The following is a 20,339-nucleotide window of genomic DNA, read 5'->3' as shown; positions in this document are numbered from 1 at the left end:
GTCCGCAGGTGGCTAGGTTCCATCTTTCTTTTCTTTAAAACCTAATTCTCCTTCATTTATATCACTTAATGTCTTTAGAGCCTGTGTTTTTACATCATTAATGATTTTTTGTACCGTAGGTTTTTCCAATATATTCTTCGTTTTCTCACAAGGAGTTTCCGGTTCCCCCACATTAGGTTCTGTAGGTATTACATGACAGTCTCCCTGGTCTGTAGGGTCGAAGTCTGCCTGCTGAGGACCGGTGAAAACCTGCGGATCGGGATACTGCCATGGATCCTGATTTTCTCCGCCGCTGCCACTCCCGCTATCTCCGTACCCTGATGAGCCATTAGGATTCGGAGGCCCATATCCTCCAATATTATTTTGGCCGTCACCAAGATATTCGCACATGTACATATAACCTGTTACAAGATGCGATTTTTCATCAGCTGAACAGGTTTCGCTTCCTTCCCCGCTATGGTGTATATGCTCGCCACACCATGTGTAATATTCGTAAGCTACATACCCGCATACCTGTATTGTTTTTGCTGTAGGAATATTTACTGTTCCCGTTCCCAGAACCGTTACGCTGGTTTTTCCTTTGGTACTTATCTGCACTCCGTTTTGAAGGAGCTTTTTTTCCTGCGGGGTAAGATAATAGGAAACCAGTAATTTCCTGTATGTTCCATCCGTTAAAGGCGTTAAAATCAGATTTTCTATCGGGGAATCTTCATTCTCGTTTTGTTTTATAATACGGAAGGTATAAGTGTGGTAATTGGGCCCGTTCTCAATATAGATAATCTCATTGGTATCTATGGTGAAATCATCATATGCTACTAACCTTCCATTGACAGAAGTATTTGCTTTTTTTAATGCCGTTTCTGCTTGTTGCATTTCGGTAATAAGCTTTGTTTTGTGTTTGCTATGATTTAAAGAAATTCTTTTTGAGGTTAGCTGGAAGCTGCTGCTGCTTGAGTAAACTTCTTTTTCCGGGAACACATCATTCCTGCAGGAACAAAGACTGAGAATCACTGCCATGAAAGGCAGCCATGATAATTTTTTCAGCATACGTATTTGTTTTTTGATGATCTTCATTCACTTTTAAAGCCTCCGAAGAGGCTTTGACATTACTGTTTCGTAAAAATTAAATCCTTTGTTTCCGGCAGATAAATTGTTGTATCCAATGTAGGAGGACATTTGGCAGCTGTTGTTGTGATGTCATCTGGACGATATTCCCAGGAAATTTGTGTAGGACTGATTTTTTTAAGATCAATTTCTCCCCACCCAACACTGCAATTTGCGCCACTGTATAAAAATCCTACCGTATTGGGAGCAGGTATATCAATGCTATAGAACTCGATATTATATACATTATTATTCTTTGTGTCTTGTAAAACAGTTCCTGTTGAATTTTTGACAATATATTTTACAATTAAAGCATCCATATAATAATCATTATGTGTACTTTTTTCAAGTTTATCCTCTTGTTTAGTAATAAACAAAGTAATCTCATTCCCATTATAGTTTGCTTTGTAAGTTCCTGCAAAAGGAATTAATTCATTGTTCGTATCTTTTAGATGGGCACCAGCCGGGATTTCATTCAAAGCAGTATTTATCGGAAGAATCTGTGCTTTAAGCAGGAATGCAACAAATACAAAGGTGTATGTTACTAAACTTCTCACTACTGTTTCGTAAAAATTAAGTCCTTTGTTTCCGGCAGATAAATTGTTGTATCCAAATTAGGAGGGCATTTGGCAGCTGTTGTTGTGATATCATTTGGACGATATTCCCAGGAAATTTGTGTTGAGCTAATCTTTTTTAGATTTATTGCTCCAAATCCTACGTTACAGTTTGTCCCATTATATATTAGTTCAGCTTTACTACCATTTTCCGTAACCCATAAACTATAGATAGAATATTTTAGGTCATTTGTAGGAAGAGTTATGTTCTTAGTATCTTGTAATATATTTCCTGAAGAATTCTTTACAATATATTTAACATTTAAAACATCTCTATAAATTTGTTTACCTCTGGTGTTAAACAATTTATCGTTTTCTTTCGTAATATAAAGAATGATTTGATTTCCATTATACGTTGATGAGTATGTACCAACAAATGATTGTAGCTCGTTATTTGTATCTTTTAAGTGGGATAAATTTGTTACAGTAGATATAGAAGTTTGTAATGGATAAATTTGTTGTGCTTTACAAGATATTAAATTTATAATTAATACTGTAGTTATTAATATTTTTGATTGTATCATAGTGATAATTTTTTGTTGAAATTTATTAATTAGGACAAGGTGTTGCCACTGGCATATTATTGCTGTCTAAATTTACATTAAATACAGTTCCACTAGGTTCTATTCGCTGCAAATTTACCTTTCCGTCCATACCCATAACTGCCAGCGTTTCAAAAAATAATTTTTCCAAACCTTTCTCATTTAGATCGCCTGCATTATTCTTGATATAAGTTGTGCCATTTAGTGATTTATTTGTTAAGTCTTTGATAATTGAAAGATAATCAGATATGAACTGATTTACTTGAGCCTGCGTAAAATTATAACTTCCACCAGTCCCTAAGTCATTAGCCTCTCCCGTGTACTGAATAACATAATGCAATATTTTTTTATTACTTGGCGGGCAATTGCACCATTCCGCGGCAATCATTCCAAAATAAGCATCATTTACATTATCCTGCGCTGCGGCAAAGCCCAACAGCGTGTCAGCGATATCCGGTGGAGAAAACATATGTGTGCCATTAGCAGTATGGTTGTGATAACCTCCGTAGCCATCCGTAACATTGTTATATATCACTTTATGCGATGCGTTGACGTCCGCAGGTGCTATGGTTCCATCTTTCTTTTCTTTAAAACCCAATTCTCCTTCATTTATATCACTTAATGTCTTTAGAGCCTGTGTTTTTACATCATTAATGATTTTTTGTACCGTAGGTTTTTCCAATATATTCTTCGTTTTCTCACAAGGAGTCTCCACAGGAGGTTCAGGATATTCGTATCCATCATTTCCGCCCCCACCTTCAAAATTTGGATCTCCCGAAGGAGGTAATCCTTTTGGAGGGTGATTACTAATTACCCATTCGCAGACCATTGTCGTATTACTCGCTGGAGGGCAATTGACTTCCCCGTTGGCACAGCCTACGTGAATCGTTCTTGTGGAACATACATAACTTAGACCTTTTGCCGATGGGCTTCCCTGTGTATTTATTTTCTCTTCAAATCCTACAATGTTTGAATACATGACCTGTTCAAAAAACGTTTGAAGATTCTCATCTTTCTTTTCATAAAAATACACTTTGCTTCCGATTCTGACGGCCTCCATCAAAAGAACGACTTTATTCTTCTTTGTAATAGGGACCAGCGCATATTTTTCCCCAAACTGTCCGTATGACATGGCGTAATCCCAGTTGAGTTCTCCGTAATTTGTACTAAAACGCTCCAGGTTGGCGTGCTTCAGAAAGACCTGCTGCACTTTTCCAATATACAGCACATCTTCTTTCCATAAACTCCGGGAAACAAATTTGGCTGAGCTTGCATTTTTTGCAAATAGCTGACTGGCATCTTCCGGCTGAATAAAATCTTCACTATGGCAAGACCACAGTAGGGTGAGGAAGACTGTCAGAAAAGACAGGCTGAGAACAATTTTTCTCTTCATGGTTAATTTAGTTTTTGTAAGGGCTAAATATATGAATTTTTTATCCCTCAGAAATGATAAAAGTAAATGAATTGCAAAACAATGTCTTTGACGTCTGTTTATTTTAAGAAAAAAAATTATATTTGCTCTGTTCAAATTATAATTCTCCGTCATTCCCGGACAGTTTTGAGAATGCATAAAGAATTAAAAAAGAACAGGCAGAAATATTTTACAAACAATAACAAAACAGTAAAGAGGTCTGCCTTTCCCGAAAAGCTGTCGCACCCTCGCAATGACTTTTCGGAAACACCCGAAAGTGCCCTGCAACCTGCAGGAAGTTTTCGGGAACAGCCGAAAGTTCCCTGCAAGCTGCAGGAGGTTTTCGGGAACACCCGAAAGGTATTCTTATCCCTCAGAGACTTTCGGATTAAAGTAAGAACAAAAACCGTATCGTACGGTTTATCATAATTAAATACATATAATGATGAATTTTATTGATTTACCTAAACTCCGCAATGCAGAATACCTGCAGTATGTAAAAGACTTCTCAGGAATTATCGCCTTGAACAATCCCGAAACTTTACAGATCGATGCCAAGCTTTCCGCTTTTAATGCCAGAATTGAAGAGTTGGAAAATCTTTATAAAAAAGCCTTGGCTAATGAGAAAACGCAGGATCTTTTGCTGTTGGATGAGAGAAGGGATAATGCTGTTATCGGAATTAATTATTACCTTTTGTCCCAATCTTATCATTTTGAAAATGCTAGAAAACTGAATGCTCAACCGCTTCTCGACAGCATCGCGTTGTACGGTAACAGTATTGCCCGTCTCAACTATCAGGCGGAAACCGCCACCCTCAACAACCTGATCCGCGACTGGGAAAATAAATCCGAACTGGCAGAAGCCGTCGCCTTTTTTGATTTATCCGGCTGGGTAGCCGAGCTGAAAGATGCCAACGAGCAGTTTAATGCAAAGTATCTTTCCCGTACCCAGGAGTATGGCGATGCGAATCCGGGTACCATCAAATCGAAAAGGGAGGAAACCAATGCCGCCTATTATGCACTGAGAGACCGTATCGATGCGCTCCATCTGTTGACAGAAACTTCACCGTCACCCTACACCACGGTCATCAATCGGCTGAATGCGCTAACCGACCAGTACAATGTGCTGCTGGTAAACCGAAAGGATAGGGTGGTTCCCGAGAATAATCAGCAACCTCCTTTACAGCAATAACATTCGAATCGACGAATCAGGAAATATATATACCCGCCCTTCACCGGCGGGTTTCTTTTTGAGTAAATATCCGTCTGATATTTTGAATTAATTTCAAAGAACTAAGAGTCATTTGATTAAATGTTACAAAATCCGCGGGATATTTATTCGACGCAAAGTTTTATTCTTATGATGGATACTTTAAAGGAAGCAAAGAGCGAATCAGCAAGCTGATTAATGAAGCTCACGTATAAGCTTCGCGAAGCAAATTTATTTGCCTTTGCCAACTAAAGTAACCGGCCTGCAAAATCATCTTTGCATTATAAAAAATAATAGAATCATAAAAATTTAAACATACTCTAACAATTTACCCTATTCCCGCTTTTTGTTTTACTCTTTTAAATGAAATGCCTTTGTTTATCTTTATTAAAGATTGATGTATAGTAACCAACTTTGTTTACCCTTGCGATAGTTAAAAACGCAGGGAAATAAAAAGAATTGGTTTTAAGCATTGAAAAATAAAATAAACAGAAGCGTTGACTTGGTCGAAAATTCAGTTTGCAGTTAATTCTGAAATAAGTTTAAAAACGTTTAATATATAATTTTAAAAAAATACTTTCTCTACCTTTGTAAGTAATAAAATGTATTCACATTCAATGCATCAACGCAAACAATTAATTTAAATACCTTGAATCAAAATATTCCATTAGCTGAAAAATTACGTCCCAAGACCCTGGATGAGGTTCTCGGTCAGGAGCATCTGACCGGGGAAAAGGGGACCATACGGAAAATGCTTCAGAATAACAGCCTCAATTCACTGATCTTCTGGGGGCCGCCCGGTACCGGAAAGACGACGCTGGCTGAAATTATTTCTGAGCAGTCGGGAAGGAAGTTTTATAAGCTTTCTGCGGTTTCTTCGGGCGTAAAAGACGTGCGCGACGTGATCGAGGATGCCAAAAAGCAGAATCTTTTCTCGGGAAAATCACCGATCTTATTTATTGATGAGATTCACCGGTTCAACAAATCACAGCAGGATTCGCTTCTGCATGCCGTAGAAAAAGGCTGGATCGTCCTGATCGGTGCTACAACGGAGAATCCGAGCTTCGAGGTGGTGTCCGCATTGCTGTCGAGGAGCCAGGTGTATGTCCTGAAGGCGTTAAGCTATGAGAAGCTTGAGGAACTGATCGATATTGCGCTGGAAAGATTCAACCGGGATGAAGGAACCGGTTTTACGGTGAAAGAAAAAGAAGCCATGATCCAGTATTCCGGGGGTGATGCGAGAAAGCTCATCAATTCTGTAGAGCTGGTGCTGAATCAGTATAAAGGTTCTTCCAAAAAAGAGATTGCGAATGCCGATGTCATGGAGGTTTTGCAGGAAACCATGGCGCTGTATGATAAAAACGGGGAGCAGCATTACGATATTATTTCGGCATTCATCAAATCGATGCGAGGAAGTGATCCGAACGGTGCCGTATACTGGCTGGCAAGGATGCTGGTGGGCGGTGAAGACATCAAGTTCATTGCCAGAAGAATGCTGATCCTGGCCTCGGAAGATATCGGGCTGGCCAATCCGAATGCCCTGGTAATCGCCAACAACTGTTTCCAGGCCGTGAATGTGATCGGAAATCCGGAAGCAAGGATCATTCTGAGTGAAACGGCAGTTTACCTGGCTGTCTCTCCGAAGAGCAACTCGACTTATATGGCGATCAATGAAGCCATGGCGCTGGTAAAGAAAACCGGCAACCTGCCTGTCCCGCTACACCTGAGAAATGCACCGACCAAACTGATGAAAGACCTCGACTACGGTAAAGAATATAAATATGCACATTCTTATGACGGGAATTTCGTAGACCAGGATTTTCTGCCCGAGGAGATCAGAGAGGTAAAACTCTATGAGCCCGGAAATAATGCAACGGAAAAAAAGATCCACGAGGAGCTGAAGAAAAAGTGGAATGATAAATATTGATTTTCAGCATCGGTTTTAATCAACATTAAATAAAAAAGGATACTTTCAGTGAGTATCCTTTCTGGTTAAATATCATTAAGAAATTACTTTTTTGTGGTCACAGACAAGGCTTTTGAGCCATTGCTGTCGATAACATTGATCTTGTTGAGAAGTTCTTCAAAAACGATAAGGCTGGTATTTTTAAACTCATAGCCGTCGATGAATACCGGGGTTTCTTTGGCGAGACCATAACGTACATTCAGCGCAGAAAGTGAGGTTCTGTCGAGGGCTGCAACCTGATTTTTTTTAAGCTTGTATTCTACCAGGCCGTTGTCTGCCATAAAGCTGTATTTTTTGAGATTTTGCGGAAGCTCTGCAGAAGACTTGTAGGAGCGTGTACTTTCAATACTGTTTTTTAAGCTGCCTGCAAAGAGATCCGTTGTCCCGACAATATCGTTGGCCACGGCAAATTTTACGGAAGTATTCTTCTGGGCAAATAGTGTAACGGATGACAACAGTAAAAAAGAGTAGAATATTTTTTTCATAATATTTCGGCAATAGGTCCTGTTAAATACCTGATAAATATAGTTAATTTTTATAAATCGTAATTGAATTTTTAGAGTTATTTGAAAATTAATTAAAAACAGATGCTTTATTGTGTATTCTTACCATCGGGCAGAGCATCTTTGTTCTTGTTATCAACAATGGTTTTCAGAAGGTTTTTCAGCCTTTGAAAAAGAAAGGAGCTTAGGAGTAAAATGATTCCGAGGATGATGAACGCTGTAATTCTTGAGATGTTATCCATTTTCCAGACATCATACAGATATAATTTTAAAATCATGACCGCCAACAGCGCAAACCCCACTCTGCCAATTTCCTGCGTGCCGGATTTTAATCCTTTATAAATGAAAATACTGGCCAGTACGGCCCAGATGATCGGAAGATAAAGGATACTGAAATGGTTTTGCAGCATTGATATTTCCGTTTCGGTTTTAGCAAAAAGAAGAACATAAACGTGATATAGTTCCATACTTACCGCCGACACAACCGCCGCTGCGAGCATCCAGTAAGAAAATTTAATCCTGAAAAATGCAGAATCCCGCAGGATTTTTAATGTGGTGTAGCAGAAAGGAACGATATATAAAAGATACCATGCATAGTTGCTGATTCCTACTTTTTTCAATACGATATCGTTTACCATTCCGGAGCCGGAGATGATGGTGTGAAAGACAATTAGGGATAAAAATATGTAAAGCAGTCCGGTTTCTAGCGTATTACCGATATTCAGTTTTTTTCTGAACAGCAAGAAGGCAAAAACGTAATAAATAGTGAACAGCATGGTGGTGCTGAATATGATAATCAGCGGTCTTCCTGAGATATGATACAGGATTTCCAGGAGAAGAGCCATGTATACCAATGTGTAACTGACCGACGTAAAGAGGTTTTCGAAGAAGCTGTTGTCGTGGCCTTTGTTTTCCGGAAGTTTTTTCAGGAGTATTAAATTGACCAGTGTGGTGCATATCGTGACGAAGCTTGTCAGGAATACCGGGTTAAAAACCGGACTCAGGTTTTGTGCGTGTATGTATTCAGTCCATGTCACCATCTGAGCAATAATCACAAGTGGGAACAGGATGTAAAAAAAGATTTTGAAAATGTGCAGATTATTCTTTTTCCAGATAAACAGCAGGAGTGTCGCTTCAACGGCCCATACACTGGTAATGAGATGTGCTTTAAACTGTAATGCCACAGCGACCGTAATAAGGCTGACGGCAATTCCTGAAAACACAGAATGCACAAGTCCGAATTTCTTTCCTGAATTTTCCCTGTAAAGCAGGATGAAATTAACCAGGCTAAAACCGACGGGGAATACAAGGACCGGCTCGTACTTTAACTGCTTAAAAATATAAACCGTACCGATAATACTTGTGAAGTTGATAAGCACCAGCATTAAAACATCCGAGGCGGATAAATGATTACTCCTGAAATAATTCTGCAGGGCAAATGCATAAAATAGAATATAGCTGATCACAAAAAAGTAAATCGCCATGATTGCGGTGGCCTCAAGCGTCCAGTAGAAAAGATAGAGCTGGGTGAAAATAAAAGCGATCCACCCGATGCTTTTCCATTTCCGCAAAAAGGCTACTGCAAGCATCCCGATATTGATCACCGTAAGGTAAGTGAACATGAACGGGTAATTACTTTGCCCGCTGCTGATCATCAGCGGAGCAAGGAAACCTCCGAATAAAGAAAAGATAATGAGGATTTCACTTTTATAATAGTAAGAAAGCAGGATTGAAATGACCGTAATGATACACGTCACCGAAAAGGCTGTGGCCTGTGTAAAAAGATGGTATTCCCGGAATGCAATTGTCGTGGTAAAATATAAAACTGAAATACCGCCCCCAGTAATGATGGAGGCAAAGGAAGGATAGTTTCTGCGTAGAAAGTGACCCATCCCGATAATTCCGGCGCCGGCTGCAAAACCTATTCCTGCCCGGGAAATTTCACCGATCCAGTTTTTGTCGATGGCATATTTTACAAAATACCCGATGCCCAGCACAAGGGTAAAGATCCCGGCGATGGTTAAGGCATTTTGCCGGAAAAACTCTACGACCGGCCTGATACGGTCTGTCGGCTGGTTTTCATCTTCGCGGATTTCATGGAGAGCGGCATCTGTATTGACGTCTTCTCCTGTAAAGATGGTAATCCGGGGAACATTTCCTTTCTCTTCGTTCTGGTGTTCGGATTGTTTTTTCCTGAGCTCAGAAATTTCATTTTCCAAACGCCTGATCCTTGTATTCAGTTTGGCAAAAAGAACAATAACGATTATCGTTAAAATAATGACCAGGATATACATTGTGTTCCGGTTTTAAGATGATCAAATATAATCAAATGTTTTTTAAGAGAATATGATGCTGTACGTCAGCTGTCCAATGAAAATTCTTTATAACTCCCTAAAAACCGGGTTTCGGCATCCAGCGCTTTAAGTTCTTCGAGGGCGTTCTGATGCAAAGCGGTTTCCCATTTTCCCACCACATTGATGAAAAAGAAATAATTTCCCAAACCGGTCTTTAAGGTTCTGGATTCTATTTTGCTGAGGTTCATCTTTCGCCATGCAAAAACAGACAATACCTGATGCAGTCCTCCGGCATGGTCTTCGGGAAGGGTAATAAGAAGCCCTGATTTTTCACCTAAAACTTTCAGGTTATCATTTTTGTAGCGGTCGTTTTTCCTGGAGATGATGATGAATCTCGTGTGATTCTGTTCAAAATCCTGGATGTTTTGGTGAATGATTTTCAGTCCGTACAGATTGGCGGCAAACTGGTTGGCAACGGCTGCCAGGTTTCTTTCAGGGGCCTGGCTTACATATTTTGCGGCGGCGGCGGTGGAAGAAAAATCCTGTTTCCGGATATCTTTAAAATGATCATCAAGGAAATGAAAGCTTTGAGCCAGGGCCTGAGGATGGGAATATATTGTTTCAATACCGCCCGGATCGGAATCTGGATGGATCATCAGGTGGTGGGCGATAGGCATTACGGCCTCAGCCTCTATTTTGATGCCTTCCGTTTTGTACAGATAATCGAGCGTCATGGAAACTGTTCCTTCGATCGAGTTCTCGAGGGGGACAACGGCTTTTTCCACTTCACCTTTTTCAATGGCGGTAAAGCAGTCTAAGATATTGGGTTGGGGGATAAGCTCATGATCCGGGAAAAGCTGAATCGCGGCCAGTTGGGTAAAACTGGCTTCAGGGCCCAAAAATGCAATCTTCATTATTTTAGTATTATGATTGAAATTTATTCATTCCAGTTTTCTTTGATCAGTGCCATCAGATAATCCGGACATTTTACTACTTTACTGGTTTTGGCATCCAGGAAAAAAAGAGTAGTGGAGGCTTCGGTTATTTTAATGTTTTCTTCGTTGAAGATTTCATAATCGAATTCTATTCTCACGCCGGGTATTTTCCTGATATAGGTGTGGATCTCTAATTTTTCGTCGTAATAAGCGGGTTTTAAATACTTAATTTTATACTCCGAAACAGGCAGCCAAATTCCTTGATTCTCAATCTCATTATACGACATTCCTATGCTTCTGAAGAGCTCCACTCTTCCTGTTTCGAGGTACTCGGCGTAGTTGCCGTAGTAAACGTATTTCATAGGGTCTGTTTCTCCGTAACGAACTCGTAATGAGTGTTTTGTGTGTATCATTGTTGTGGCTTAAATATACATACAAATATATTTTTAAATAATCAATAAGTGCAATATTTTTTTTTAAAATAAAAAATATAGACCTTTGTCTTCCTTCCAAAAACAATACTAACAAGAACTAATCGGGGCATAAATTATGGATGAAAATTTAATGTTGACATGGCAGAAGTGCCTTCAGTTCATGCGCGATAATCTAAACGCAGCTGAAGACAATTCTGATCTTAAAAAGCTTGAAAAATCTTTCGACTTGCTGTTTGATAAGGTACAACCAATTTCGTTGGTTGACAATAACCTTACGTTGATGGTCCCGAGTGATTTTTACAAGGAATATATAGAGGATAATTACCTGTCCTTACTTTCTGCTGCCCTGAAGAAAAATATAGGAAAAGGTGTGAAATTATGGTATTCTGTAATGGAAAACAAGCCTTCCGGTTTGGAAAAACCCGTTACCATGAATATGAAAGGAAAAACGGTTCCTACTCCAAAGATACAGGAGACCATGCCTCAGGGGTTTTCATCGAATATCGTGAATCCTTTTGTGGTGCCGGGAATCAAAAAAGTGAATATTGATTCCAACCTGAAATCTGATTTCTCTTTTGACAATTACGTAGAAGGGGAAAGCAATAAATTTGCAGCGACAGTGGCAAGATCAATCGCGAAAAGACCTGGCGCAACGGCTTTCAACCCTTTATTTTTATATGGTGGTTACGGAGTCGGAAAAACGCATCTTGGCCAGGCGGTAGGTCTGGAAGTGAAAAGCCAGTTTCCTGATAAAGTAGTCCTGTATCTGTCTTCTGAGAAATTTATCCAGCAGTTCATTTCTGCGGCCAAAGCTCATAAGCAGACAGAATTTGCCAATTTTTACCAGATGGTAGATGTGCTGATCATTGATGACATTCAGTTCCTTTCCGGAAAATCGGCTACCCAGGACAGCTTCTTCCATATTTTCGACTATCTTCATCAGAACGGAAAACAGATTATCCTTACTTCTGATAAAGCGCCTGCCGATATTATGGATATCCAGGACAGAATTGTTTCCCGATTTAAATGGGGGCTTTCTGCAGAGATCAAATCTCCGGATTACAGTACCCGTAAACAAATTATCGTTGACAAATTGAGCAGAGACGGTATTGTTTTGACTGATGATATGCTTGATTTTCTGGCTTCAGAAGCAAAAACAAACGTACGAGAACTTATCGGGGTGATCAATTCCGTGATTGCGTATTCTACTATTTATAAATCTGACTTAAGTCTTGAATTATTAAAAGATACCATCAATAAGATTGCCGCCAATCAGAAGAAGATTATCAATATTCCTTATATCCAGGAAGTGGTTTGCGATTACTTCGGAATTAAAAGAGAGCAGCTTTTATCCAAAACAAGAAAAAGAGAAATTGCCCTTCCCAGACAGCTGGCGATGTATTTTGCGAAAGAATTAACGAATGCCACTTTCACCAAGATCGGCGAAGAAATGGGTGGGAAAGACCACTCTACGGTAATGTATGCCTGCGAAACCATTAAAGATGTTTCCAAAATAGACAAGGAAGTAAAGAAATACGTTAAAGAATTGTCTGAAAGAATTAAGCAGTAAAAAATAATTTAATGATTATAAAGAAAATGGAGAATAATTTTATTCTTCATTTTTTATATAGTTTTGTAGAAGTTTTTTAAGGATATTATACGATGAAAATGTTAATGGTCTGCCTTGGTAATATTTGCAGGAGTCCGCTTGCTGAAGGAATAATGAAAGCAAAGGCGCCGGAGAATTTTTTGGTGGATTCTGCGGGAACGATTTCACTTCATGAAGGTGAACATCCGGACAAAAGAGCCATAAAAACCGCAACGCTTCATGGGATCGATATTTCAAAACAACGGTCAAGACCTGTCACGGCACAGGATTTTGACCTATTTGATAAGATCTACTGCATGGATGTGGATGTTCTGGCAGATGTGGTGTCCAAAGCAAAAAGTGACAGCCAGAGGAAGAAAGTCTCATTATTTCTTGAAACTTTAGGCGATCATCAAAATGCCGAAGTTCCCGATCCGTATTGGGGAGATATGAATGATTTTGAGGACGTTTTCCAGCTGCTGGATCGCGGATGTGACGCCATTCTGAAAAACATATAAGTTACTATGAGAAAAATGTCTCTATTGCTTTTGCTGAGCTGCAGTTTTATTTTCGCGCAGACTAAAGATGAAAATGAGATCAGGCAAATAATGACTGATTTTATGAGTTGTATTAAAACGAGGGATGAAGCCAGATTTATCTCTCTTTTTCAGGAACCTGTTCTCTGGACAGGAATTTATACTGACCGTACTTACAGAAAAGTTTTGGAAAAAGATCCTCATGAAAAAAACTTTTTTACCGATAATTATAAAGCATTTATCAAAAGTTTTAAAGACAACAAATCTGAAGAGCGGTTTGATAATGTTAAAATTATACAGGACGGATCAATTGCTTCTGCTAATTTTGACTACAGCTTCTGGTACGATGGCGTAATGCAAAATTGGGGAAAAGAAATATGGACACTGATGAAGATCAATGGTCTGTGGAGAATAACATCAGTTTCTTTTTCAATGGATATGACAGAATATTACAGACAACCTTCTTTACAAGAAAGATTTAAAAAATAAACAAATGCTTATCTTACTTCCGGCTTACCTTTCCGAAAATACTTCTATCACGCACTTTTCACCTGTGATCAAAGATTATATCATGCAGACCGATTACTTTTTTGTGGAAAATGAAAAGACCGCACGAAAGGTTATTAAATTTTTTGCTCCCGAAAAGAAACAGTCGGATCTAAAACTTTTTCTTTTGGATAAATACACTGAAAATGCCGATATTAAAGAAGCCCAGAATCTTATGCTGAAAGGCCAGGATTTCGGACTGCTTTCGGAAGCCGGGCTGCCGTGTATTGCTGATCCGGGTAATCTGATGGTGAAATGGTGTCATGAAAAAAACATCCGCGTTATTCCTGTTTCAGGGCCGTCGTCAATTATCCTGGCTTTGATTTCCAGTGGTTTCAACGGTCAGGAATTTACTTTTAACGGCTATCTGCCGATCGATAAAGGGGAAAAGAAAAAACAAATTCTTCAGCTTGAAAGCCTGGTTCAGAAAACAGGGTATTCGCAGATCTTTATGGAAACCCCTTACCGTAATAACCCGCTTTTTGAAGACCTCTGTAAGTTTTTATCGCCAAATACGAAGCTATGTATTGCGGCCAGTATCAATGATCCGGAGCATGAATTTATCAAAACCAAAACAATAAAAGAATGGCAAAAACAAAAGCCGGAACTTCATAAAATCCCGGCGGTTTTTGTATTAGGAAAGTAAATGCTTACTCATTCTTCGGCAAATTCTGTCTTTTTGTTCTTCTATTCCTCCATTTCTTCCAGGCAATCACGATCACCGGGATCAACAGTAGGAATGGCCACAGGGAAATAATGCCCAATAGAAATTCAACGAAACTATTCCAACCCTCCGTTACAGAATCCCCGAAACGGCTTCCGAAACCTATTTTTGAGGTTGCGGAGCTTCTTACTTTTTCTTTATATAAATTAATGTTCAGCGTACTGTAATTCACACGGTCATCGATGAAGCGCAGCCTTCCTTCGGCGACATCGATCTCATCTTCCAGGGCGCGGATGTTTTCCTGAATTTCCAGCATGTCTTTCGTAGTTTTTGCCGTTTTCAACATGTCACGGTATTTCTCAAGGTAGATCTTTTTATTGGCCAGTTTGATGGAAACATCCGTATATTCTTCTGTTACCTCATCGGAAGATATATTTTTAGATAAAACCGCACCGACACCGTTTGAAAATGAGTTGACCAGGGCATCAAAGTTTTTATGAGATACTCTGATGACAATGTCCAGGTTTTCATCGGTATCCGTGTTCTGAAATTCTTCTTTCTGGATGTATGCGCTGTTGTTTTTGAGGATTGAATTAATCTGGCCCTGGGCTTTTTTGATATCGCCCACCTGGATTCTCATATTACCGTTTTTAATGATCTTTTTGGAAATCGTATTAATCTGTAAAGATGAATTTTGTGGGCTGCTTACCGGGCTCATCATCTTTTCTGCTTCAGCATTTGGCGGTGGTGGTGCATCAAGCGAAGCTACTTTATCTTCCTGGACGATATCAACCATATTTGCGTTGAGACCCTCTGTTTCATTTTTTTTGCATTGAATTAATAAAATACAAAAAAGGGGAATAAGTAATTTTTTCATGTTAAAAGCTTTTTTGAGAACAAAGCAAAAATTGTACTGAAAATTTATTGTTCTCTGCGATACGGTTCATTTTTCTCTGCTTTTTACTGAATAATTTTAATGGAGTTGGAATTAATTTTATATTTTTAATCCATGAAAAAGAGCTTTTTATTCCTTATTTTTTCTCCTGTTTTAATGTTTTCTCAGCAAGTTCCGAAGCTCACCGACGAAATGGCGGTACAATTGTCGGAAAAACCTTTGCACTGCATTTCTCAGGAGTATCCTAATAAAACGGCACATATTATTAACAACGCCAGCGAAGTTCCTTTAAGTCCTAAAGATCTGCATCCCGCTTTTTACGGATGTTTCGACTGGCACAGTTCCGTACATGGGCACTGGATGCTGGTGAGGCTTTTAAAAACAAAACCTGGTTTATCTGGTGCTAAAGACATTGAAAATATCCTTGACCATTCATTCACAAAAGAAAATCTTCAGACCGAAGCCGATTATTTTACAAAATATCAGCTGACGACTACTTTTGAACGTACATACGGCTGGGCATGGTTACTGAAGCTCGACGAGGAGCTGGCCACCTGGAACCACCCGAAAGCCAAAACGTGGCACCAGAATCTTAAGCCGCTGACAGATAAAATTTTAACGGCCTGGAAAACCTATTTGCCAAAACAAACCTATCCGAACAGGACAGGCGTTCATCCGAATACGGCCTTTGCGATGGCTTTTGCGCTGGATTGGGCAAGAGCAACGGAAGATAAGGATTTTGAAAATCAGCTTATAGAAAAAGCAAAATATTTTTATTTAAAAGATGAAAAGACACCCGCCTATCTTGAACCCGACGGCTCCGATTTCTTTTCGCCAAGCCTTGAAATTGCAGATTTAATGAGAAGGGTTTTACCACAGAAAGATTTTGTGCTTTGGCTCAACCGCTTTTATGAAAGACGAAGCCTGGAAAATATTGAAAAGATTCCTGTTGTCAGTGATCTCAGTGACTATCAGACGGTACACCTTGTGGGGCTTTCTTTCTCAAAAGCATGGTGTATGAAAGGCATTACAAAATCGCTTCCTGATCGCCATCCACTCAAAAAAAGTTTCCGGAGAACGGCAGATGTATTCCTGAATAACGGATTACCTCTTCTATTTCAGGGGAATTACGGGGGTGATCACTGGCTGGCCAGTTTTGCCGTTTATGCCCTTGAAAATTAAATCGGAGATCGTTCTTCACGGTGAAGAATCAAGTATTCCCATGGATTCATATTGAGAATCATAGTTTCAGGAACCTGCTGCTGCTTTCCTGTAAAAAGATTGGTGTACATTCCGGTATCGAATGAGGTGTCAAGCTGAACGAGCGCGGGATCATCACTGAGATTCATAAAGGCCAGAACTTTGTCCCCCTCTTTTTCCCGTACAAATGAAATCACCTGGTCCATCCTGTCATTGATGATCCTTACCATTTCGCCGCCATAATTGCCGTTCCAAAGCGCTTTGTTTTGGTGCTTTAATTTGAAAAGAACAGTATAAAGTTCTTCGTTTTCGTGAGACTTCCATTCAATAGGATCTTTCTCGAAAAACTCCAGGGAGCGATCGAGGCCGGCTTCCTGTCCGCTGTAGACCAGGGGCATGCCATCCATGATTACAGTGAATACGGTAGCTGCTGCAAGAGCCTCTCCGAAATTACTGTACTGGTTGCCTTCCCAGGAATTTTTATCGTGATTATCGATAAAATTCAAACGGATCCCGGCTTTCGGAAAAATAGATACATGTTCGGCGATATAGGCTTCCGTGAGTGTCTTTACACTTCTTTCATTGAGAGCGATCTGGTGAAGAATATTCCATAAGGTCCAGTTGTAGGTAATGTCAAAAGCCCTGCGGTGAAGTTCGCGGTCTTCTGCTTCTGCAAGCATCAGTACAGGCTTCAAGGCGTCAAGCTCTTCCCGTGCATTTTCCCAGAAGTCGATCGGGATGAAACTTGCGATATCGCAGCGGTATCCGTCGATATCATACTCACGGATCCAGAATTTAAGGGCTTCCGTCATATATTTGCGAAGTTCAGGATATTGGTAATCCAGTTCGATGATATCGTCATAATCTCTCCATCGGGTCGACTGGAAGGTGTCCTTGCGCGACTTTCGGTACCATTCGGGGTGTTCGGAAACGAGTGGGTTGTCCCAGCTGGTGTGATTGGCAACCCAGTCGAGAATAACATACATGCCTTCATTGTGAATTGCTTTTACCAGATGTCTGAAGTCTTCTTCCGTTCCGAATTCCGGGTTTACGGCGAGATAATCTTTTACCGAATAATAGCTTCCCAGGCTTCCTTTCCGGTGGAGTTCCCCGATAGGATGTACCGGCATCAGCCAGATGATATCGATTCCCATTTTTTTTAGCCGTCCAAGCTGCTTTTCTACCGCTTTGAAACTTCCTTCTTCTGAAAACTGCCTGATATTAAGTTCGTAAATCGTGGCATTTTTTGCCCATTCGGGAAGAGAGATTTCAACATATTGCTCAGGAAGATAACGGGATTCAGGGTGCTGTTCCATAATGTATTCGTGATAAAAAATTGTAAATATCAGCGGTACAGAAATAAATGTACCAGAATTGATTTTTGTCTGATTAAATTAAAACATCAGGGATAAATCTCTCTTTCTGATCGTTTTTATTCTACAGTTTTGGTGATGTGGTACGTAAAAAATTGAGAATTGAATAGTAAGGTTTAATTTTTGCAAACATAAAGCAGGGCTTCGGCCATCTTAGAAAACCAATCACTTAAAATATATTTATGATTCCCAAAAAAATACACTACTGCTGGTTCGGAGGCCATGCAAAACATGAGCTGGCAGAACACTGCATCGAATCGTGGAAGAAAATCCATCCGGATTACGAAATCGTTGAATGGAATGAAAGCAATTCGCCTTTAGAAGACAATAATTATGTCAGGGAAGCTTTTGAACAGAAAAAATGGGCTTTTGTCTCAGATTATGTACGCTCAAAAGTGATGTATGAACACGGCGGTATTTATATGGATACCGATATGGAGCTGAAATTACCGCTGGACGAATTTCTTACGGAGAAGGCCGTTTGTGGCTTTGAAGTGAAAGGCGTTCCGTATTCCGCGTTCTGGATGGCCGAACCGGGGCACAAATTGGCTAAAGATTTTGTCGATTATTACGACCGCCAGGATGGATTTGAAGAACGCATCAATACCGATATTTTCTCTGAAATGCTTGAAAAAGAATATGGTGCCGACCGGTACAGCGATACGGTTCAGAAGCTGAAGCACGACGTAACCCTTTATCCATCCGTTTATTTTTCACAGGATCTTCCGAAAAACTATGTGAGTCACCATTTTAACGGTTCATGGTTTGGAGGGGATGAGGAAAATACCCACAAAAAAATGGTCAATACCTATGGACTTCTCGACCGTCTGATCAATCAGCCTGATGCTTCAAAATCCATCGAAAGCATTTTAAACAAGCATAAGATCATCGATATTAAAGATGTCCTTGATCTTTTCCCGAAAGAAAGTATTGCGGCCTACCTGAAAGATGCCAAAGTAGGAAGCTGAAAATGTAGATATGGACTTTTCATTTAAAACCCGGCCCGGAGCACTCGTCTTCGGGCCGGGTTTTTTACCGTAGTGCCGATACAATCACTAGTATTTGATTCCTGTTTTCTTTAAGATAAAACTCAGCAGCCAGATCGGACCGATCAGGAGAAACTGCAGGTCTTTCAGGAAAGATGGTTTTTTACCTTCTATTTTATGGCCGAGAAACTGCAGGATCCATGTCACTATAAACACCGAAAGATAAACGATCCATGCGTTTTCCCTGAACCTGATATTGATGCCGAAAGCAAAACTTTCCATAATGATCATGATGATGACCATGATGATGCTGATCAGGACAGAAAGGCGTACATAAAAAATAGTCACAAGCGCCATCGCGATCAGGCTCACATAGCTGATACAGCCGATGTAAATGAAACAGATGGATTTGGAAGGGATCAGTGAGATAAACCCTAAGATCGTCCAGAAGATCAAAGGAACGCAGATCCAGTGGATCAGTTTGTTGGTTGAGTTCCGGTGGCTTTCACTGTATTCTGCAAAAAGCAAATCAATTTTTCTCATAGCTGTAATTTGGACGTACTAAAATAATAAATTTTTGTAATCACTCAAGAGATTGCTTACATTTGTGTCTATGTCTGTCTTAGAAAAATTCGGGGTTGAGATCTTTACGCAACATAATATCTTCGAGAGAATTGCGGTCGACAAACCCTTCCGTCCGGAGAACCCGGCATTTATATTTATCAAATCGGGAACCATAAAAATGAAGCAGCACTTCCGGGATCTGGAGCTTTCTGCCAATATGTTTATGGTCACCGATCCGCAGACCGTCTATGAAATGATTTCGGTGAGTGATGACTTCCAGTCGAGAATGGTGTCCTATAAAAGAGAATTTATTTCTGCTTTATCATTAAAATTCAACCGATTGATTACCTACCGCTATTTCCGTCAGCAGATGAATATCGGGGTTCCGTTTCATGCAGACGAAATGGAGGTGGTGTGGAAAAGCGTCAACTTTTTAAAGTATATCCTTGATTCTGAAACGGAGATGACCTATAAAAAGGAGATCGTGGAGCATCTGTTTTCAGTATTCTGCTATCAGATGGCCGGAATCATTTCCAGTCAGGACAATACTGCCATGAACCAGATGTCTAGACAGGAGGAAATCGTTTTTGTTTTCCTGAATGATGTCGCCAAATACCATAATAACGAACGAAGTGTAGAGTTTTATGCAGCACGACAGTCGATTACAACCAGACATCTTTCGTCGGTCATCAAGTCGGTGACCGGTAAGTCGGCAAGTGAGATCATTGCTTTAATTGTCATCAATGAAGCGAAGGTACTGCTGAATTCTTCAAGTAAGCCTGTTTCGGAGATTTCTTCCATACTGGGATTCAGCGACCCGTATTCTTTTTCTCACTTTTTCAAAAAGCATCTAGGCGAAAGTCCGTCGCAATACAGAAATCAGTTCGAAAACTGAAATCTTACATTTGAACATCTTTTTCCAAAATTCAAACATTTGTTTGGGTTCCTTAGTGCCATAACTTTGCATTCGTAAA

21 protein-coding genes are annotated in these 20,339 nt (G+C 39.9%); 10 read left to right on the top strand and 11 right to left on the bottom strand.

Annotation, left to right across the window (positions count from 1 at the left end):
- Window positions 1-12: 12 nt before the first annotated feature.
- From AC0N32_RS11430 to AC0N32_RS11415, 4 genes are read right to left on the bottom strand one after another with little or no spacing between them, the layout of a single operon-like run.
- Window positions 13-1,047, bottom strand: a complete 1,035-nt coding sequence (locus tag AC0N32_RS11430) for a hypothetical protein (RefSeq protein ID WP_476393991.1) — start codon at window positions 1,045-1,047, stop codon at window positions 13-15.
- A gap of 59 nt (window positions 1,048-1,106) precedes the next feature.
- Window positions 1,107-1,661, bottom strand: a complete 555-nt coding sequence (locus AC0N32_RS11425) for a hypothetical protein (protein WP_476393990.1) — start codon at window positions 1,659-1,661, stop codon at window positions 1,107-1,109.
- Window positions 1,661-2,242, bottom strand: coding sequence for a DUF6705 family protein (locus tag AC0N32_RS11420; RefSeq protein WP_476393989.1), 582 nt, complete (start codon window positions 2,240-2,242; stop codon window positions 1,661-1,663). Before AC0N32_RS11420 ends, AC0N32_RS11425 begins: the two co-directional genes overlap by 1 nt.
- A 25-nt stretch (window positions 2,243-2,267) precedes the next feature.
- Window positions 2,268-3,653 (bottom strand): hypothetical protein, encoded by a 1,386-nt coding sequence (locus AC0N32_RS11415; RefSeq protein WP_476393988.1) that lies wholly within the window; start codon window positions 3,651-3,653, stop codon window positions 2,268-2,270.
- A gap of 171 nt (window positions 3,654-3,824) precedes the next feature.
- On the opposite strand from AC0N32_RS11415, the gene AC0N32_RS11410 reads away from it, so the two are divergent.
- The 3 genes from AC0N32_RS11410 (at window position 3,825) to AC0N32_RS11400 (ending at window position 6,808) form a co-directional block, all read left to right on the top strand.
- Entirely contained in the window at window positions 3,825-4,100 is a 276-nt protein-coding gene (locus AC0N32_RS11410) for a hypothetical protein (protein ID WP_476393987.1), read from the top strand.
- 13 nt (window positions 4,101-4,113) lie between these two features.
- Window positions 4,114-4,863: a DUF6261 family protein gene (locus tag AC0N32_RS11405; protein ID WP_476393986.1), complete on the top strand. Its 750-nt coding sequence runs from the start codon at window positions 4,114-4,116 to the stop codon at window positions 4,861-4,863.
- 667 nt (window positions 4,864-5,530) lie between these two features.
- Window positions 5,531-6,808, top strand: a complete 1,278-nt coding sequence (locus AC0N32_RS11400) for a replication-associated recombination protein A (RefSeq protein ID WP_476393985.1) — start codon at window positions 5,531-5,533, stop codon at window positions 6,806-6,808.
- 83 nt (window positions 6,809-6,891) lie between these two features.
- Here AC0N32_RS11400 and AC0N32_RS11395 read toward each other — a convergent pair whose 3' ends face one another.
- The 4 genes from AC0N32_RS11395 to AC0N32_RS11380 all read right to left on the bottom strand — a co-directional run bounded on the left by AC0N32_RS11395 (window position 6,892) and on the right by AC0N32_RS11380 (window position 10,992).
- A complete protein-coding gene (locus tag AC0N32_RS11395) occupies window positions 6,892-7,332 on the bottom strand; it encodes a hypothetical protein (protein ID WP_476393984.1) in 441 nt (146 codons plus the stop codon).
- 107 nt (window positions 7,333-7,439) lie between these two features.
- Window positions 7,440-9,644, bottom strand: a complete 2,205-nt coding sequence (locus tag AC0N32_RS11390) for a DUF2339 domain-containing protein (protein WP_476393983.1) — start codon at window positions 9,642-9,644, stop codon at window positions 7,440-7,442.
- 65 nt (window positions 9,645-9,709) lie between these two features.
- Entirely contained in the window at window positions 9,710-10,558 is an 849-nt protein-coding gene (gene pheA, locus AC0N32_RS11385; RefSeq protein WP_476393982.1) for a prephenate dehydratase, read from the bottom strand.
- A 23-nt stretch (window positions 10,559-10,581) separates the two neighbouring features.
- Complete coding sequence (locus AC0N32_RS11380; RefSeq protein ID WP_476393981.1) at window positions 10,582-10,992, bottom strand: acyl-CoA thioesterase; 411 nt, start codon at window positions 10,990-10,992, stop codon at window positions 10,582-10,584.
- 136 nt (window positions 10,993-11,128) lie between these two features.
- Between AC0N32_RS11380 and dnaA the strand changes: the two genes are divergently transcribed.
- From dnaA to AC0N32_RS11360, 4 genes are all read left to right on the top strand, one after another.
- The gene (dnaA, locus tag AC0N32_RS11375; protein ID WP_476393980.1) at window positions 11,129-12,583 is read left to right on the top strand and encodes a chromosomal replication initiator protein DnaA; all 1,455 of its coding nucleotides are present in this window, start codon (window positions 11,129-11,131) and stop codon (window positions 12,581-12,583) included.
- 92 nt (window positions 12,584-12,675) lie between these two features.
- On the top strand, window positions 12,676-13,119 hold the full coding sequence (locus AC0N32_RS11370) for a low molecular weight protein-tyrosine-phosphatase (RefSeq protein WP_476393979.1): 444 nt from the start codon (window positions 12,676-12,678) through the stop codon (window positions 13,117-13,119).
- 6 nt (window positions 13,120-13,125) lie between these two features.
- A complete protein-coding gene (locus AC0N32_RS11365) occupies window positions 13,126-13,626 on the top strand; it encodes a Cif family virulence factor (RefSeq protein WP_476393978.1) in 501 nt (166 codons plus the stop codon).
- Window positions 13,627-13,630: 4 nt separating this feature from the next.
- Entirely contained in the window at window positions 13,631-14,329 is a 699-nt protein-coding gene (locus AC0N32_RS11360) for an SAM-dependent methyltransferase (protein WP_476393977.1), read from the top strand.
- Window positions 14,330-14,333: 4 nt separating this feature from the next.
- On the opposite strand, the gene AC0N32_RS11355 is transcribed toward AC0N32_RS11360, so the two are convergent.
- Window positions 14,334-15,143: a DUF4349 domain-containing protein gene (locus AC0N32_RS11355; RefSeq protein ID WP_476393976.1), complete on the bottom strand. Its 810-nt coding sequence runs from the start codon at window positions 15,141-15,143 to the stop codon at window positions 14,334-14,336.
- Between the two features lie 213 nt (window positions 15,144-15,356).
- Here AC0N32_RS11355 and AC0N32_RS11350 point away from each other — a divergent pair, with 213 nt between their 5' ends.
- Complete coding sequence (locus AC0N32_RS11350; RefSeq protein WP_476393975.1) at window positions 15,357-16,424, top strand: DUF2891 domain-containing protein; 1,068 nt, start codon at window positions 15,357-15,359, stop codon at window positions 16,422-16,424.
- Here the strand turns inward: AC0N32_RS11350 and AC0N32_RS11345 are convergent.
- The gene (locus AC0N32_RS11345) at window positions 16,421-17,758 is read right to left on the bottom strand and encodes an alpha-amylase family glycosyl hydrolase (protein ID WP_476393974.1); all 1,338 of its coding nucleotides are present in this window, start codon (window positions 17,756-17,758) and stop codon (window positions 16,421-16,423) included. The two genes, AC0N32_RS11350 and AC0N32_RS11345, sit on opposite strands and share 4 nt — an antisense overlap.
- 239 nt (window positions 17,759-17,997) lie before the next feature.
- Here AC0N32_RS11345 and AC0N32_RS11340 point away from each other — a divergent pair, with 239 nt between their 5' ends.
- Window positions 17,998-18,783, top strand: a complete 786-nt coding sequence (locus AC0N32_RS11340; protein ID WP_476393973.1) for a glycosyltransferase family 32 protein — start codon at window positions 17,998-18,000, stop codon at window positions 18,781-18,783.
- Between the two features lie 87 nt (window positions 18,784-18,870).
- Here the strand turns inward: AC0N32_RS11340 and AC0N32_RS11335 are convergent, their stop codons facing one another.
- Entirely contained in the window at window positions 18,871-19,344 is a 474-nt protein-coding gene (locus AC0N32_RS11335) for an Mpo1 family 2-hydroxy fatty acid dioxygenase (protein ID WP_476393972.1), read from the bottom strand.
- Between the two features lie 70 nt (window positions 19,345-19,414).
- Between AC0N32_RS11335 and AC0N32_RS11330 the strand changes: the two genes are divergently transcribed.
- On the top strand, window positions 19,415-20,260 hold the full coding sequence (locus AC0N32_RS11330) for a helix-turn-helix domain-containing protein (protein WP_476393971.1): 846 nt from the start codon (window positions 19,415-19,417) through the stop codon (window positions 20,258-20,260).
- The last annotated feature ends 79 nt before the right edge of the window (window positions 20,261-20,339 follow it).

The organism is Chryseobacterium endophyticum (assembly GCF_056333165.1).
Note: the sequence above shows the minus strand (reverse complement) of the source record. Positions and strands in the feature narration are given on the sequence as shown.